Raw genomic sequence first — 13,897 nt, forward strand, 5'->3', positions numbered from 1 at the left:
ATAGAATAAAGTGTTAGTCTTTTCTCAATAATTTATCTGTAACTTTCTTTACACCTTTAGATGCTGTATCTTCTATTATTGTTAAGCGTTTAGATGCCTTTACGTTTGGTTTAGGATCTATAAAATAAATAGGGGTTTCCTCGTGTACAAAATTTATTAGACTAGCTGCTGGATACACCTGCATAGAGGTACCAATAATTATGAGTATGTCTGCCTGCTCGGTAATAGATATTGCGTGATCGAGCATTGGTACTGCTTCGCCAAACCAAACTATGTGAGGCCTAAGTTGGTGATTGTGTTCACAGAAATCTCCTAGGTTTAAATCTGTTGTCCAGTCTAGCACTAAGTTTTCATCAAAAGTACTTCTTACCTTATTAAGCTCGCCATGTAGATGAATTACATTACTGCTACCAGCACGTTCGTGAAGGTTATCTACATTTTGAGTGATGATATGTACAATAAAATGCTCTTCTAATTTAGCGAGACCAATATGACCCTCATTAGGAGATACCTCTTTAAGTTGTTTTCTGCGTTGGTTGTAAAACTCTAATACTAACTCTGGATTACGTTCAAAAGCTTGCGGTGTGGCAACTTCCATCACGTCATGACCTTCCCAAAGGCCGTCTGCATCTCTAAAGGTTTTGAGGCCGCTTTCGGCGCTCATACCAGCACCAGTTAATACTACTATGGTTTTTTTAGAAGATTCTGTTTTCAAAATTTCTGTTTTACTTAAAATTACTGAAATTTAATTGAAAGCCTAATCTAACCAGGTTTTGAATTCGTAAAAATTTTGTGGTGCAACACCATGACCAACTGGAAATTCAGAATACTTATAATTAATATTTAATTGATCTAGAAAAGGTTTTGCCTTACGCGCCCAATCAATAGGAATAACTTGGTCTACAGAACCGTGTGAGCAATAAAATGTTAGGTTAGAAAAATCGTTGTCTTGGTAACCTTCAACTAAAATATCTTCATTTACATAACCGCTTAATGCTACTACACGCTTAATTTTTTCTGGGTAGGATAGTGCAACAGCATAACTCAAGATTGTACCTTGACTAAAACCTAGTAGGGTTACATTGTCTTCATCTATTGGATATGCTTTAAGGGCTTCATCTATAAAATTAGAAATCTTATCTCTACTTTCTATTGCCTCTTCTTCATTACTGAATTTTCCGCCAGCGGCATCAAAATTAATTGTGTACCACGCATTGCCATAAGGTTGCATAGGTTGCGGTGCTCTCACAGAGATAACCATATACTTGTCATCTAATTCTGTAGCAAATGAAAATAAATCATTTTCATCGCTACCGTAACCGTGAAACATAAAGATAACAGGTGCTTTTTTGGTTAAAGATGAAGGTTTTATGATGTGGTGTAATGATAAGGGTGCTGTTGTCAAAATTGTAATAGTTTTAGTTTGTTGGTACTATAATAGAAAACCATTTTTGGAATAGAGGACCTAATACAGGAATTTCTTGATACTTGCCTTGTGCAGCACCTATAAAGCCAAAAGCCCACAGTACTACAATAAATACCCAAAATGCAGAAAAGATTAAGAGGCTGTCAAACCAACCAATAACAAATGCCAAAGATAACTGCAGTAAATGTATACCTATTGCTTGCCTTAAATGAAAACCTCCAAATTTAGTAGGGTTATCTTTATGCATAAACAATGCTATAAGTGCACCTATAAATGTTAAGTAGGAGACCACTGCAATAGTTTTTCCTGGTATAATGTTTTCTTGTGTATTCATAATAAACTAAGAAATTATCTATTTAGTTAAGTAATATATCTCCTTGAGAAACTATGCCGTAAACCGTACCTTTTAAAGTAGTGCCAAGTAAAGCTGAATTTTTGGAGGTAGACAAGACATTTTTCTCTGTAAATGTTGAAGATCCTTCTGGATTAAATAAGCTGAAGTTTGCTTTATTACCTTCCTTAATTTCTGAAGTTTTTATATTAAATCTCTGTTTTCCTCGTGTTAGAAAATTAACGATTTCTTCTGTGGTAAATATAGTTTTTAAGGCACCAAAAGCTGTCTCTAGGCCAATGCTACCATAAGAAGCATTTTCAAATTCAGTTTTCTTATGCTCAATATCTATTGGTTGATGATCACTAGTAACCATATCTATTGTGCCGTCTTTTAATCCTTTTCGTAAAGCATCTACATCTGTGGCAGTTCGTAATGGTGGTTGTAGTTTATAGTTACTCTCAAATTCTTCTAATTTATCATCTGTAAGTAATAAGTGATTTACACTTACACTACAAGTAATATCCAATCCCTTCGCTTTTGCATCTTTAATAAGCTCAACAGATTTTGCTGTGGTTATTGTAGGGATGTGAAGCTTTCCTCCAGTATATTCTAATATGAAAAGGTCTCTTGTAATTTGTAATTCTTCAGCTAATGAAGGAATTCCTTTTAGGCCATAAAGTGTACTGTTATGATGCTCATTAACTAATCCTTTTCCAGCAATTTGATTGTCTTGCGGGTAACTTTGTACTAACCCATTAAAATTTTGGGCATAAAGCAGTGCGATCTTTAACAAATTGGCATTAGTTATAGCGTGTTTGTAGTCTCCAAATGTTATTGCGCCATGTTTATGCATATCATACAGCTCTGCTAAATCTACTCCTTTAGAGTGTTTTGTGAGTGCTCCACATATATGTAATGCAACAGCATGAAGTTGAGCTTTGTTTGTAATAGCCACAACTAAAGAGCTAGTGTCTACAATAGGATTTGTTTTAGGATTTAAGACTATATCTGTAAATCCACTTTTTCCTGCTACATTAAGACCATTAGCTATAGTTTCGCGTTCTTCATAACCAGGTTCTCCAAAACTCACACTGGAGTCAAACCAACCTTGAGAAAGATGAAGGTTTTCTAACTTTACCACAGTATCTGCAGAAGTTGTTATAGTTTCTGCAATAGTTTTTATGGTACCATTTTCCACAAGAATATCTACTTGCTTGTTATGAAACGCGCTCTTAGGATCTATTATTTTTGCAGATTTAATTAATATGGTCATTTCAGGAATTTTAAGAGAAGTATTTCTATACAAAGAAATAGTAGTGCAAAAATAACAAACCATTTCCATAAATCGGTTATACTATTGTCTTGTTGCATTTGCTTAAAAAATGAAGATACTTGATTGTTAATTGTAATATTTTCGAGTTGAGAAATATTCTGGTAAGTTAACTCACTTTCGTCACGGTTATAATTATAACTTAGTTTAAGCAATTCTTGATTTTCGTTTTTAACCACATAATTATTTGCCAACTCTGGTAGCTCATTAGTTGTAATCTGAACCTTAGAATTAAAGTTTTGTTGCAATGGTATAAAAGACCCATTTTCACTTTCAATTTTAAGGATGTCATCTTGTGGTAATGCCACATTTACATCAAGACTATTTGCGTTGTTTATAGTATAATATAAGGTTCCGCCTTTTAAGCTTTGTTTGGCTATATTATAAAATGTAGGAACAATTAATGGCGCATTTTTGAAATTTGAATTTTGAGAATTTAATGCAGCTGTAAATCTGTATACATTGCCAGTTTGTTCTAAAAAACTTGAGTTATCTTGATAGCCTAAAACCTTGTTAGCATTGGCGGTTGTTGTAAAATACGATTGTACCTTAGGGTATTGAAAGTTATCTATACGCTTATCAAAAACACCTTCATAAATAGGATGCGCAAAGACTATATTGGTAATTTGTTTTTCCTGATTTTTTAACTCAGATAAAGGTGATAATCCTAATTGGTTAAATAAAGAATTGTAACTGTTTATATTAGCTTCTTGTGCTGGTACAATTATTACAGTACCGTTTGCTGCTGTTAATTTATTTAAAATAGTAGCAAGCCCATTTGGTAATTGCAAGACTTCATTTAAAATTATACAGTTAGCATTATTTAATTGGTTGTAATCTAATTGAGCAGTTGTTGAAGTGATAAGTTCAAATTCTGGTGATTTATATAGTTTTTTTAGATAACTATCATCTACATCACTAATTGCAATTACCTTAATAGGATCTGGTTTGTTAATGCTAAAATATAGTATGTTGTCATATTGTAAACCAGTATCTTCTACACGAATATTGCCGTTAATACTTTCTGGGTTTTGTATGTTGAAAACTGTTTCTGAAGTGCTGTTTTCCTCAAGTTGCACACTTGTTTTGGCTAAAAGTGTGTTACCGTCATAAAGAGCAACAGGAAGTGTTCCTGATAGTGAACCAGTACTTGATATTTTTGTAGCTAATGTGATAGAATTAATGCCACGATCTTTAACGTAAACACTATCGACAGAAAGGTTATCTTTATTTACAGGTGAAAGTTGTACAAAGTTTACAGAGATCTCCTCAGGAGTTTGCTGAAATGGATCGTCATTAATTTGAAAGTCTGAAATAGCAACAAAATTCTTTACAACACCTTTGGTTTTTGAAAACTCATTTTTAGCACGTATTAAAGCAGTGTTTACAGATATGCTTTGAGCATCATAAGTAATTTCTTGTATCTCATTTCGAGACTCTCTTAACGTTGTATTTTTTAATCTATCTGTATTTGTAAGAAGAGTAAAAACTTCATCTTCAGGAAGTGTTTCTAATAACTCCTGAATGGCTCTTTTTAAAAGTTCACCCTTTTGCCCCTTTGCCTGCATGCTAAAGCTGTTATCTAAGTAGATTACAGTCTCTTGTGGTTTAGTAGCATTATCATTTGCAGTAAAAAAAGGTTGAGCAAAAGCAATTATTAAACACGCCATTAATAAGAGACGTGAAAGTAATGTAAGCCATTTTTTAAGTTGAGAGCTTTTTCGTGTTTGTAAGATTACGCGTTGGAGGAACTTAACATTGGTAAACTCTTCTTTCTGAAATTTACGAAGCTGAAAAAGATGTACGATAATAGGAATTACCAGTAAAAAAAGCGCGTAAAGTAGTTCTGGGTATTTAAACTGCATTCCTATTTAGTGTATACGCCAAATATAGTGATGTATACCTAAATATATAATACTTGTACTGGGTTTCTGTATAACTTAATTAATAGTTAGTGTTGTTGGCTTTTCAACAGTAAAGGTAAAGGTTGTGAATTTTCCAAATTCTGAAGTTACAGAGATCTCACCATTTAGTTTTTTTACTAACTTCTTAACTATCGAAAGGCCAATGCCATTTCCTTTTTTTCCTCTATTATCAGTTTCACTTGCTGTTTTAAACAGCTTAAAAATTTCTTTGTAATTACTTTTTTCAATGCCAGGACCATTATCGGTCACCGTAAATTTATAATGTGATTTGTTTTCAGTAACATTTACACTAATAATGCAGTTGTCTTTATCATTGTATTTAACGGCATTTGAGAATAAGTTGGTGAAAATCTGAGTTAAAGCAATTTTATTTGAATTTATAACATGAGTTTCTGTAGGCAACCAAAACTGACATTTTTGAGATGTTAGATTAATTTTTAGCAAATTGTCAAAAAAGGCTTTAATATTAATGGTCTCGAAACTCTTTTGTATACCGTGCTCACTTGTATACATATCTAACATACCAGTTATGTATTCATTTATTGTAAATGAACAATCTTTAATAAGGTTAAGCCTATCTTGACCGTCTTTCCCTAACTTGGTCTTATATTTAGTTTTAATGATGTCTGCAGTAGTAATAATACTTGCAATTGGTAACTTTAAATCGTGTGAGGCCACAGCTGCAAATTCACTAAGCATATCATTAGTTCGCTCTAATTTTTTATGAATATTAGATTGATTTAATTTATGTTTTCTATGGTTTAGTAAATATTCTGCTTGTTTGCCCAAAAGCTTCATCGAAGCTATTTGAGAATCACTTAATTGTCTTGGTTTGTCATCAAAAATACATAATGTGCCAATTGCAAAACCATCTTCACTTAAGATAGGAACGCCTAAATAAAACACTACAGATTTTAGTTCTGTAACAATTGGGTTGTCATGAAAGCGTATATCTTTCCGTGCATCTTCAACAATCATAATATCATGAGGATTATGAATTAAGTGCCCGCAGAATGATAATGACCTAGGTGCTTCAGTAAACGGTACGTTATTATTGGATTTGTACCAATTTCTATCCTTATCTAGAAAGGTTAATAAGGCGTGCTGAACACCACAAATTTGAATAGCTAATTCTGTTAAATTATCAAATTGCTCTTCAGGCTCAGTGTCAACTATGTGGTAAGAATCAACAGCTTGTTGTCTTAAATCTTCTTGTAATGTATAACTAGGTGCTTGCATAGCTTCGAATAATATCTCGGAACACTTTAATAATCAATCAGCTAGCAAAAATAATCTAAAGTCGTATCAAATCATAATATTTTCTTAAAAAACTTAAAAAAATGTTAATTAAAGAATTTTCAATACTACATATAAACAATGAAACCCTTTTAAATAAAGGGTTTCTGGTAATAATAAAGATTTAAATTTTTTTGTTAATTGGAAAACGTTGTTGGTTTACCTATTGTAAAGGTAAACGTGGTGCTCTTACCAAGTTCTGAAGAAACATAAATCCTACCGTTAAGTTTTTTAATTAACTTTTTAACTATTGAGAGCCCAATACCATTTCCTTTTTTTCCTGTATTGTCTTTAGGTAAGGCAGTTTTAAATAGTTTGAAAATATTTCCTAAATGTTCTTCAGGTATTCCTGGACCGTTATCTGTTACAGTGAATTTATAGTGAGAAGCATCTTCAGAGAAATTTACATTAACAATACAACTATTCTTGTCATTGTATTTTACCGCATTTGTAAATAGGTTTGTAAATATCTGTGTAAGTGCAATTTTGTTACTATTTAATACGTGTGTTTCTGAAGGAAGCCAAAACTGACATTTATCTTCACACATATTAATTTTTTGGACACTTTCAAGCAGTTGTTTGAGGTTAATTAATTCAAAATCGTCGCTAAGTCCTTTATCACTTGTATACATTTCCAACATTCCGGAGATGTATTCATTTATTGTAAAAGAACACTCCTTAATTAAACTCAACCTATTTAAACCATCTTCATCTAAAACAGATTTGTATTTAGTTTTAAGGATATCTGCTGTTGTAACAATACTAGCAATTGGTAGTTTAATGTCATGAGAAGCAACTGCTGCAAAGTCGCTTAATAGATTGTTTGTTTTTTCTAATTTTCTATGAGTGTTTTGTAATTCTATAGTATGTTTTCTCGATTTAATATGACTTTCCACCTGTTTGGCTAAAGCCTTCATTGCAGTTATCTGTTCATCTTCTAGGCGTCTAGGCTTATCATCAAAAACACAGAGAGTGCCTAGTGGTAAACCTTCTTCTGATTTAATAGGAACGCCTAAATAAAAAATAGCGGCCTTCATTTCTTCTACTAATGGGTTGTCATAAAAACGCTTGTCTAACCTAGCATCTTCAACAATCATCACTTCTTCAGGCTTATGTATTGCATGACCACAAAAAGAAAGGCTTCTTGGAGATTCTGTAAATGGAACACCTACTGTAGATTTAAACCAATTACGTTCACCATCTAAAAGAGAAATTAAGGATATAGGTGTTTTACATATGTAAGATGCTAACTGAGTAATGTTATCATAATCAATCTCTGGAGGCGTATCTAACAACCTATAAGAACGCAGTGCCCTTTGGCGCTTATTCTCATTTAGTGGAAAACTAGGTGACTGCATATGCAAGAGATATTAATAGCGGAAATGGTTAATTATCAAATAATACACTAAGATATACAATAAATGTTATTTTCTTAATGAGTCTTAAAATTTGTGATTCTTGTTTAGAAACTTTCAAATACTCCTAAACCAAATAGTGCGTAGTCATATTTTACAGGGTCTTTAGGGTCAAGCTTTTTTAAATTCTCATCTAATTCTAAAACTGCTTTTGCGTCGTTTTGCTTTCTAGTAAGTAGGTTTAATTTTCTGGCAACCCTACCAGAATGTACGTCTAAAGGGCAAGAAAGTTTAGAGGGTAATATGGAGTTCCATAACCCAAAATCTACACCATCATTTGGTCTTACCATCCATCTTAAGAACATATTTATTCGTTTTGCAGCAGAGTTTTTGTGAGGATCACTAACATGTTTTTCGGTGCGCTGTAAATGAGGTAATTCAAAAAATATAGATTTAAAATGATGTATGGAATTTTGTAATGAGTCTGAGTCTTGATATTTTGAAAATACAGCCTCCAATCCATTATGAGTATTATATATATGCTTTAAGGCTGAAATGAAATACGCTAAATCTTTACCATTAAATGTTCTATGAACAAATGTTTGCAGAGTTTCCAGATCGTTAGCATTATGGTTACAGATAAAATCATAAGGAGCATTGTCCATTAGTTGCATAAGGTTATTTGCATTTTTAAGGATGCTTTTTCTGTTACCCCAAGAAATTGTTGCTGTTAAAAATCCCGAAATCTCGATATCTTCTTTTTTACTGAAGTGATGCGGAATTTGAATAGGATCTGTTTCAATAAACTCTGGTTGGTTGTATTGTAAGACTTTGCTATCTAAAAATTCTTTCAATTCCGTTTTAGTCATTCGATATTGTTTTGCTGTAAAAACCATCTTTAAGCTCTGTGGTCCTTAATTGTGGTATTACCTTAAAGTTTTGTTCAAAATAGTTAAGTTGTTCATAATTCACAGCAGGAAACGGTACATTACCGGTACCCCAAAAGAAATCAATTTCTAATGGATGATTAAAATTCAAGTTGCCTTTTTTATATGTTTTAAAGTCATCTTCAAATTTTGAATTTGAGTGTGGCATTACTATTTCTGTTATGTTGAAATGACTCAAATTAGTACTGAAACTATTATTTGCTAAAAAATTAATAGGTGTATTTATAATTAAAGGCAACCCTGAAATTAAGATACAAATGGTAAGTAGGCACTTAAGAACAGTTAATCTTTTATATAAAACACTTGCCACGACTAAACATAGTAATATATAAAGCAAGTTAAAATAGAACCTGTAAAGTGGCGATGTGAAAAACAATACGATTAACTGAAGTACATAAAGAACAAATATTAGTGTAGCTGTTTTTTTAATAGTAGTTTTTCTTATAAAGAAAGGTGTAATACATATAAATATTACAGCTATACAATTAAATATACCACGTAATTTACCTAATGTTAACCATTGGTATAAACGTTCTAAAGTAGTTAGGTTTGTATAGTCATCTGGTAACAATAAAAAGCCATATGCTTTAGTCAGGTCAATATAATACTCAGCTAACGCTATAGGAAGTTTCCAGTTTTCATTAATTACATCAAGATATAATAAAGGAAATAATGGATAGCCAGAGATAATACTATTCTTGCCTATAAATATTAGTAATGTTAGTAAAGCAATAGGCAAAACTTTAATAACCTTAGTGCTTAGGGTTTTATAGTGGTTAATAAATAATACTATAGGAAAGCCAATTAATAAAAAGCTTGTCGGTTTTATGAAAATGCAAAATAAAACTAAAGCACATAACACTATAAAGCCATCTGCTTTAGGTAATCTAAAGGATTTCTGAAATATTGAAATACAAATAAATGTTAAGCAATAAATAGGAATATCTTGAGAAGGTGTTCCTATAAATTGAAAGAAAAATAAATTAGCTAAAGGGAAAAGGCCAAAAATTAAATCCCATATATCAACTCTATTTTTAAAATAAAAATTCAACTTATCAAAAGACCATAAAACGGTAAGTAAAAGACAGAATCCGCTTAAATCATTAAAATTCTTAAAAACAAAGTTTAAGTTTAAGGCACTTTGTGTAATATGCCAGCCACTGGTTTGTGCTAAAAAGAAGTGAAGATTGGCAAGCCCTTTTATAAAGCCATAGTCATTGAGTACTGCAATTGTTTGTATATAATAAGACTCATTATCTATTACATAGGGCGCAGAAGCACATTGCATTAAAATTAATACTGCAGTACTAATTAATAACGCTTTTAAAAATGGTGATAATTGCTTAAAAGTATATCTTAAGTGTTTGAGGGTTAGGACAACTTTGTCTTTGTTAAATAAAATTGAAATACAGGAAGTTAATATTAGAAAGAGATGAAACTCCCAATGAATCCGTCCCCAAAAAGCCCATATAGAAGCTAATAATGAAATTGAAAATAAGCCAATAAAAGCTACTTCTACACTTTTGTAAGTTTCAATTTTAAATAGTTTGTAAAAGCCTACACCAATTGCTGTACAGATGCTAAATATGTAAATAAATGAAATGGCTATAAGTAGCATGGTAAAATTTATTCTACTGCAAATTACTAAAACAATTGGTTTCCTCTTACGATTCGTATTACATTTGAAATACAAAATTTAAGGATGATAGATTTAAAAAGTGACACGATTACAAAACCTACTAAAGGGATGCTTCAAGCTATGTTTAGCGCAAAAGTTGGAGACGATGTCTATAAAGAAGATCCTACGGTAAATGAGTTAGAAGCCCGCTTAGCAGATATGTTTGGAAAGAAGAATGCATTATTTTTTCCTAGTGGTAGTATGGCTAATCAGGCAGCAATTAAATTACACACTCAGCCAGGAGAACAATTAATTTGTGACAAATGGGCTCATGTGTTTAATTACGAAGGTGGTGGTGTATCGTTTAACAGTGGTGTTTCCTGTAAATTAATAGATGGTAATAGAGGCAAAATAACAGCAAAGCAAGTTGAGGAGAACATTAATGCTCCAGATTTTTATCATAGCCCTAAAAGCAGTTTGGTATGTATTGAAAACACAACAAATAAAGGTGGTGGTGCTTGTTATGATTTAAGTGAATTACAAGCTATAAAGAAAGTAACTACAGCGCATAATTTAGGTTACCACTTAGATGGTGCTCGTTTGTTTAATGCGTTGGTGCATAAAAAACAAAATGCTATGGATTATGGAAACTTGTTTCAAACAATATCTGTATGCTTATCTAAAGGGTTAGGTGCGCCTGTTGGTTCTGTATTAATAGGAGATGAAGATATTATGGAAAACGCAATGCGTGTTAGAAAAGTGCTTGGTGGTGGTATGAGGCAAGTTGGGTATCTTGCTGCTGCAGGACTTTATGCGCTGGATAATCATATAGAAAGATTAGAAGAAGATCACCAAAGAGCAAAGGAGATAGAAAATGTCCTATTAGATCTTAGTTATATAAAAAGTGTTGAGCCTGTTGAAACTAATATTGTAATCTTTTATTTAGACACTAAAATTTCTGGAGAAAATTTCCTAAACCACTTAACAGATAAAGGTATAATTATAAGTGCAATGGGTGAAGGTAAGTGGCGTGTTGTAACCCATTTAGATTATACAGAAGAGCAACACCAAACATTTATAAAAACACTACAAGATTTTAAAAAATAAATAAAAACCCGATGCTAAGTCGGGTTTTTCTAATTTATAGCTCTTTAATACTAGCGTTTGGAGCATTCTCTGAAACAGAAGAAATGCCGTTTTCCATTCCTGCCTCACCAGCATACATTTGGCTGCTACCTATAATCTGACCATTTGAAGCTTTTAGATTAAAATAGAATTTTCCATTTTTTGCAGTCTTGCGTTCAAATTTTGTGTCATCTTGGCTATTCTTTTTTACAGACTCTATACCATTACTAGCAGCACTTTTAGAATTGTAAACTTCACTGCTTAAAATAACTTGACCATTTTTAGCTTTAAGTACAAAATGGTAGGTGTTACCGTCTTCTTTTTTCTTTAATTCAAACATATTGCATTTTTTTATTTACTATAAAATTAGTCATTTAATACAACATTAAAATTCATTTCTTACATAATAAATGTCGTTTATCGATTTATATTGCCTTATGTCGAAATTAATACTAAAAACATATAAATCTTTAACAAATAGTTGTGTGTTTTCATAAATTTAGGATATAATATTTAACTAATCCTTATCAAATATGAAAAAACTAATATTCTCTATCCTTGCAATTGCCGTAGCTGGTTTCGGTTTTGCGCAAGATTTACCAACTAATCCAGAACCAGGTAAATGTTATGTGCGTTGTACAACACCAGACATTTATGAAAATCAAACTGTACAGATAGAGGTAGAGCCAGCTTATAAGAAACTTAGAGTTGTTCCTGCACAATATGAAACACAAACAGAACGTGTTTTAGTAAAGGAGGCAAGTAAAAAATTACGAATTATACCAACAGTTTATGGTACAGAAACAGTTACCTATGTTAAAAAACAAAGTAGTTCTGTTTTAAGTATAAATCCAGCGACCTTCGGTAATAGTGCAGAAACTATCGAGATTAAACCTGCTTATGCACAATGGGAAATGAGTGATGTTCCTCCTGCAGAATGCCAATCGAACAATCCAGAAGATTGTCGTTACTGGTGTTATAAAGGTTATCCTGCAGAGTACCAAACAGTAGCTGTTCGTACTTTAGCTAATGATGCATCAACAAGTTCTTCACCTGTAGCAGAGCAAGCTGGTAGTTATACTAAGCGTGTAGTTACAGAGCCAGCGAGAGTTGTGGAAGAAGAAGTTCCTGCAGAGTATGCTACTATCACGAAAACAGTTTTAGTGAAAGATGCTGGCACAACAGAGGAAACGGTAGCTGCTAAATACAAGACAGTAACTAAAGAGGTGCTTAAGCAAAAAGGTGGTTTAACGACTTGGGCAGAAGTAGATTGTAAATTATTAGAATATACAGACCTTAATATAGTTTGGAATTTAGGTAGTGCTTCTTTAACTAATGCAGCTAAAGCAGAGATAGATGCTAAGTTATTACCAGTAATGCAACAAGGTGTTTCTGTCGAGATTGCATCTCATACAGATTCTAGAGGTACAGCTTCAAGTAACCAAGCATTATCTGAAAGAAGAGCTCAAGCTGTTACAAACTACTTAATTTCTAAAGGAATTAATTCAAGCAAGATAACATCTAACGGCTACGGAGAGTCTAAACTTCGTAATCGTTGTGCAGATGGTGTTTCTTGTACAGAACGTGAGCATACGTTAAACAGAAGAACTCAATTTAGAGTTATAGAAAACTAATAGTCCCCAATAAATTAGTCTTAAAGGCGTTTTGTGTATTCAAAGCGCCTTTTTATATTTAGGCATATCTTTTGTAATAAGATTTTCAAATTCTATATAATGAAATCAATCTTTCTTTTAGTATTTATGTTGTCTTCAGTTTTAATACAAGCGCAACAAGATGATGTATGGTTAACAGATTACAATGAAGCTCAAAAAATAGCCAGGGAAAAAAAGCTGCCATTATTTATGTATTTTACAGGAAGTGATTGGTGTAAACCTTGTATTAAGTTAAAGGAAGATTATTTTGAGACTTCAGAATTTTTAAATAAAACAAATGATTTTGTATTACTTATGGTAGATAGACCTTACCGTTTAGATATTATATCTGAAGTGCAAATGGAAAAAAACAAAGCTCTTATTAAAAAGTATAATAAAGAAAACACCTTCCCATTAATGCTATTGCTAGACTATAAAGGAAAGGTGCTAAAGGATATTTCTGGTTATAGTGGAGACCCACGATACTACAGAGCATTTATTAATGAGAATTCTTAGATTATTTAAACATATCTAAGCCAGGTATATTTGGCATACCTTCTTTGGCAACAGCACCAATTTCTGCTTCATTAATTTCTGTAGCTTTTTTTATAGCTTTATTTAAAGTTAAAATAAGATAATCTTCTAATTGCTCTTTATCTTCTAAAAGAGTGTCGTCTATTTCAATGCTTTTTAAAGTTCTATTTGCTGTAAGTTCAACCTTTAATAAATTGTCGCTTGATTGTTCATTAATTAAAACCGTGTCTAAACGTTTTTTTGTGTCTTCAACCTTTTGTTGGGCTTCTTTTAATTTAGACATCATACCCATCATATCTCCAAACATAGTATTGTAAATTTAAGTTATAGGCAAATTTACTATTTTAGAGTTTCA

Annotated in this window: 14 protein-coding genes; 3 read left to right on the forward strand and 11 right to left on the reverse strand. The window is 32.1% G+C overall.

The annotated features are described in order from the left end of the window. Window positions 1-13: 13 nt before the first annotated feature. The 9 genes from CA2559_RS07940 to CA2559_RS07980 form a co-directional block, all read right to left on the reverse strand. A complete protein-coding gene (locus CA2559_RS07940; RefSeq protein ID WP_041241161.1) occupies window positions 14-664 on the reverse strand; it encodes an SIR2 family NAD-dependent protein deacylase in 651 nt (216 codons plus the stop codon). A gap of 93 nt (window positions 665-757) precedes the next feature. Then, window positions 758-1,405 (reverse strand): alpha/beta hydrolase, encoded by a 648-nt coding sequence (locus CA2559_RS07945; RefSeq protein WP_013187352.1) that lies wholly within the window; start codon window positions 1,403-1,405, stop codon window positions 758-760. 13 nt (window positions 1,406-1,418) lie between these two features. Beyond that, a complete protein-coding gene (locus CA2559_RS07950) occupies window positions 1,419-1,760 on the reverse strand; it encodes a DUF4870 domain-containing protein (protein ID WP_013187353.1) in 342 nt (113 codons plus the stop codon). A gap of 22 nt (window positions 1,761-1,782) precedes the next feature. Next, window positions 1,783-3,033, reverse strand: a complete 1,251-nt coding sequence (locus CA2559_RS07955; RefSeq protein WP_041241162.1) for a dihydroorotase — start codon at window positions 3,031-3,033, stop codon at window positions 1,783-1,785. Next, on the reverse strand, window positions 3,030-4,955 hold the full coding sequence (locus CA2559_RS07960) for a vWA domain-containing protein (protein WP_013187355.1): 1,926 nt from the start codon (window positions 4,953-4,955) through the stop codon (window positions 3,030-3,032). Before CA2559_RS07960 ends, CA2559_RS07955 begins: the two co-directional genes overlap by 4 nt. A gap of 75 nt (window positions 4,956-5,030) precedes the next feature. Continuing rightward, window positions 5,031-6,254: a sensor histidine kinase gene (locus CA2559_RS07965; protein ID WP_013187356.1), complete on the reverse strand. Its 1,224-nt coding sequence runs from the start codon at window positions 6,252-6,254 to the stop codon at window positions 5,031-5,033. Between the two features lie 194 nt (window positions 6,255-6,448). Continuing rightward, window positions 6,449-7,669, reverse strand: coding sequence for a sensor histidine kinase (locus tag CA2559_RS07970; RefSeq protein WP_013187357.1), 1,221 nt, complete (start codon window positions 7,667-7,669; stop codon window positions 6,449-6,451). Between the two features lie 104 nt (window positions 7,670-7,773). Then, complete coding sequence (locus tag CA2559_RS07975; protein ID WP_041240963.1) at window positions 7,774-8,535, reverse strand: TIGR02757 family protein; 762 nt, start codon at window positions 8,533-8,535, stop codon at window positions 7,774-7,776. Further along, entirely contained in the window at window positions 8,528-10,231 is a 1,704-nt protein-coding gene (locus tag CA2559_RS07980) for an LIC_10190 family membrane protein (protein WP_013187359.1), read from the reverse strand. Before CA2559_RS07980 ends, CA2559_RS07975 begins: the two co-directional genes overlap by 8 nt. An 84-nt stretch (window positions 10,232-10,315) precedes the next feature. On the opposite strand from CA2559_RS07980, the gene CA2559_RS07985 reads away from it, so the two are divergent. Continuing rightward, window positions 10,316-11,338, forward strand: a complete 1,023-nt coding sequence (locus tag CA2559_RS07985; protein WP_013187360.1) for a threonine aldolase family protein — start codon at window positions 10,316-10,318, stop codon at window positions 11,336-11,338. 34 nt (window positions 11,339-11,372) lie between these two features. Here the strand turns inward: CA2559_RS07985 and CA2559_RS07990 are convergent, their stop codons facing one another. Next, window positions 11,373-11,696, reverse strand: a complete 324-nt coding sequence (locus CA2559_RS07990; RefSeq protein WP_013187361.1) for a YegP family protein — start codon at window positions 11,694-11,696, stop codon at window positions 11,373-11,375. A gap of 193 nt (window positions 11,697-11,889) precedes the next feature. Between CA2559_RS07990 and CA2559_RS07995 the strand changes: the two genes are divergently transcribed. Together CA2559_RS07995 and CA2559_RS08000 are read left to right on the forward strand one after the other, a co-directional pair. Next, window positions 11,890-12,990, forward strand: coding sequence for an OmpA family protein (locus CA2559_RS07995; protein ID WP_013187362.1), 1,101 nt, complete (start codon window positions 11,890-11,892; stop codon window positions 12,988-12,990). Window positions 12,991-13,089: 99 nt separating this feature from the next. Continuing rightward, window positions 13,090-13,524, forward strand: coding sequence for a thioredoxin family protein (locus tag CA2559_RS08000; protein WP_013187363.1), 435 nt, complete (start codon window positions 13,090-13,092; stop codon window positions 13,522-13,524). A 1-nt stretch (window position 13,525) separates the two neighbouring features. Here the strand turns inward: CA2559_RS08000 and CA2559_RS08005 are convergent, their stop codons facing one another. Beyond that, window positions 13,526-13,849 carry a YbaB/EbfC family nucleoid-associated protein gene (locus tag CA2559_RS08005; RefSeq protein ID WP_013187364.1) on the reverse strand — a complete coding sequence of 108 codons (324 nt, stop codon included), beginning with the start codon at window positions 13,847-13,849 and terminating at the stop codon, window positions 13,526-13,528. Between the last annotated feature and the right edge of the window lie 48 nt (window positions 13,850-13,897).

Origin of the sequence: Croceibacter atlanticus HTCC2559 (genome assembly GCF_000196315.1) — a bacterium.
Lineage (GTDB): Bacteria > Bacteroidota > Bacteroidia > Flavobacteriales > Flavobacteriaceae > Croceibacter > Croceibacter atlanticus.

Coding starts and splice junctions, on each gene's coding strand:
- CA2559_RS07995 (WP_013187362.1), top strand. CDS start 11,890: ATGAAAAAACTAATATTCTCTATCCTTGCAATTGCCGTAGCTGGTTTC.
- CA2559_RS08000 (WP_013187363.1), top strand. CDS start 13,090: ATGAAATCAATCTTTCTTTTAGTATTTATGTTGTCTTCAGTTTTAATA.
- CA2559_RS07960 (WP_013187355.1), bottom strand. CDS start 4,955: ATGCAGTTTAAATACCCAGAACTACTTTACGCGCTTTTTTTACTGGTA.
- CA2559_RS07990 (WP_013187361.1), bottom strand. CDS start 11,696: ATGTTTGAATTAAAGAAAAAAGAAGACGGTAACACCTACCATTTTGTA.
- CA2559_RS07940 (WP_041241161.1), bottom strand. CDS start 664: ATGAGCGCCGAAAGCGGCCTCAAAACCTTTAGAGATGCAGACGGCCTT.
- CA2559_RS07985 (WP_013187360.1), top strand. CDS start 10,316: ATGATAGATTTAAAAAGTGACACGATTACAAAACCTACTAAAGGGATG.
- CA2559_RS07965 (WP_013187356.1), bottom strand. CDS start 6,254: ATGCAAGCACCTAGTTATACATTACAAGAAGATTTAAGACAACAAGCT.
- CA2559_RS07970 (WP_013187357.1), bottom strand. CDS start 7,669: ATGCAGTCACCTAGTTTTCCACTAAATGAGAATAAGCGCCAAAGGGCA.
- CA2559_RS07975 (WP_041240963.1), bottom strand. CDS start 8,535: ATGACTAAAACGGAATTGAAAGAATTTTTAGATAGCAAAGTCTTACAA.
- CA2559_RS08005 (WP_013187364.1), bottom strand. CDS start 13,849: ATGTTTGGAGATATGATGGGTATGATGTCTAAATTAAAAGAAGCCCAA.
- CA2559_RS07980 (WP_013187359.1), bottom strand. CDS start 10,231: ATGCTACTTATAGCCATTTCATTTATTTACATATTTAGCATCTGTACA.
- CA2559_RS07955 (WP_041241162.1), bottom strand. CDS start 3,033: ATGACCATATTAATTAAATCTGCAAAAATAATAGATCCTAAGAGCGCG.
- CA2559_RS07950 (WP_013187353.1), bottom strand. CDS start 1,760: ATGAATACACAAGAAAACATTATACCAGGAAAAACTATTGCAGTGGTC.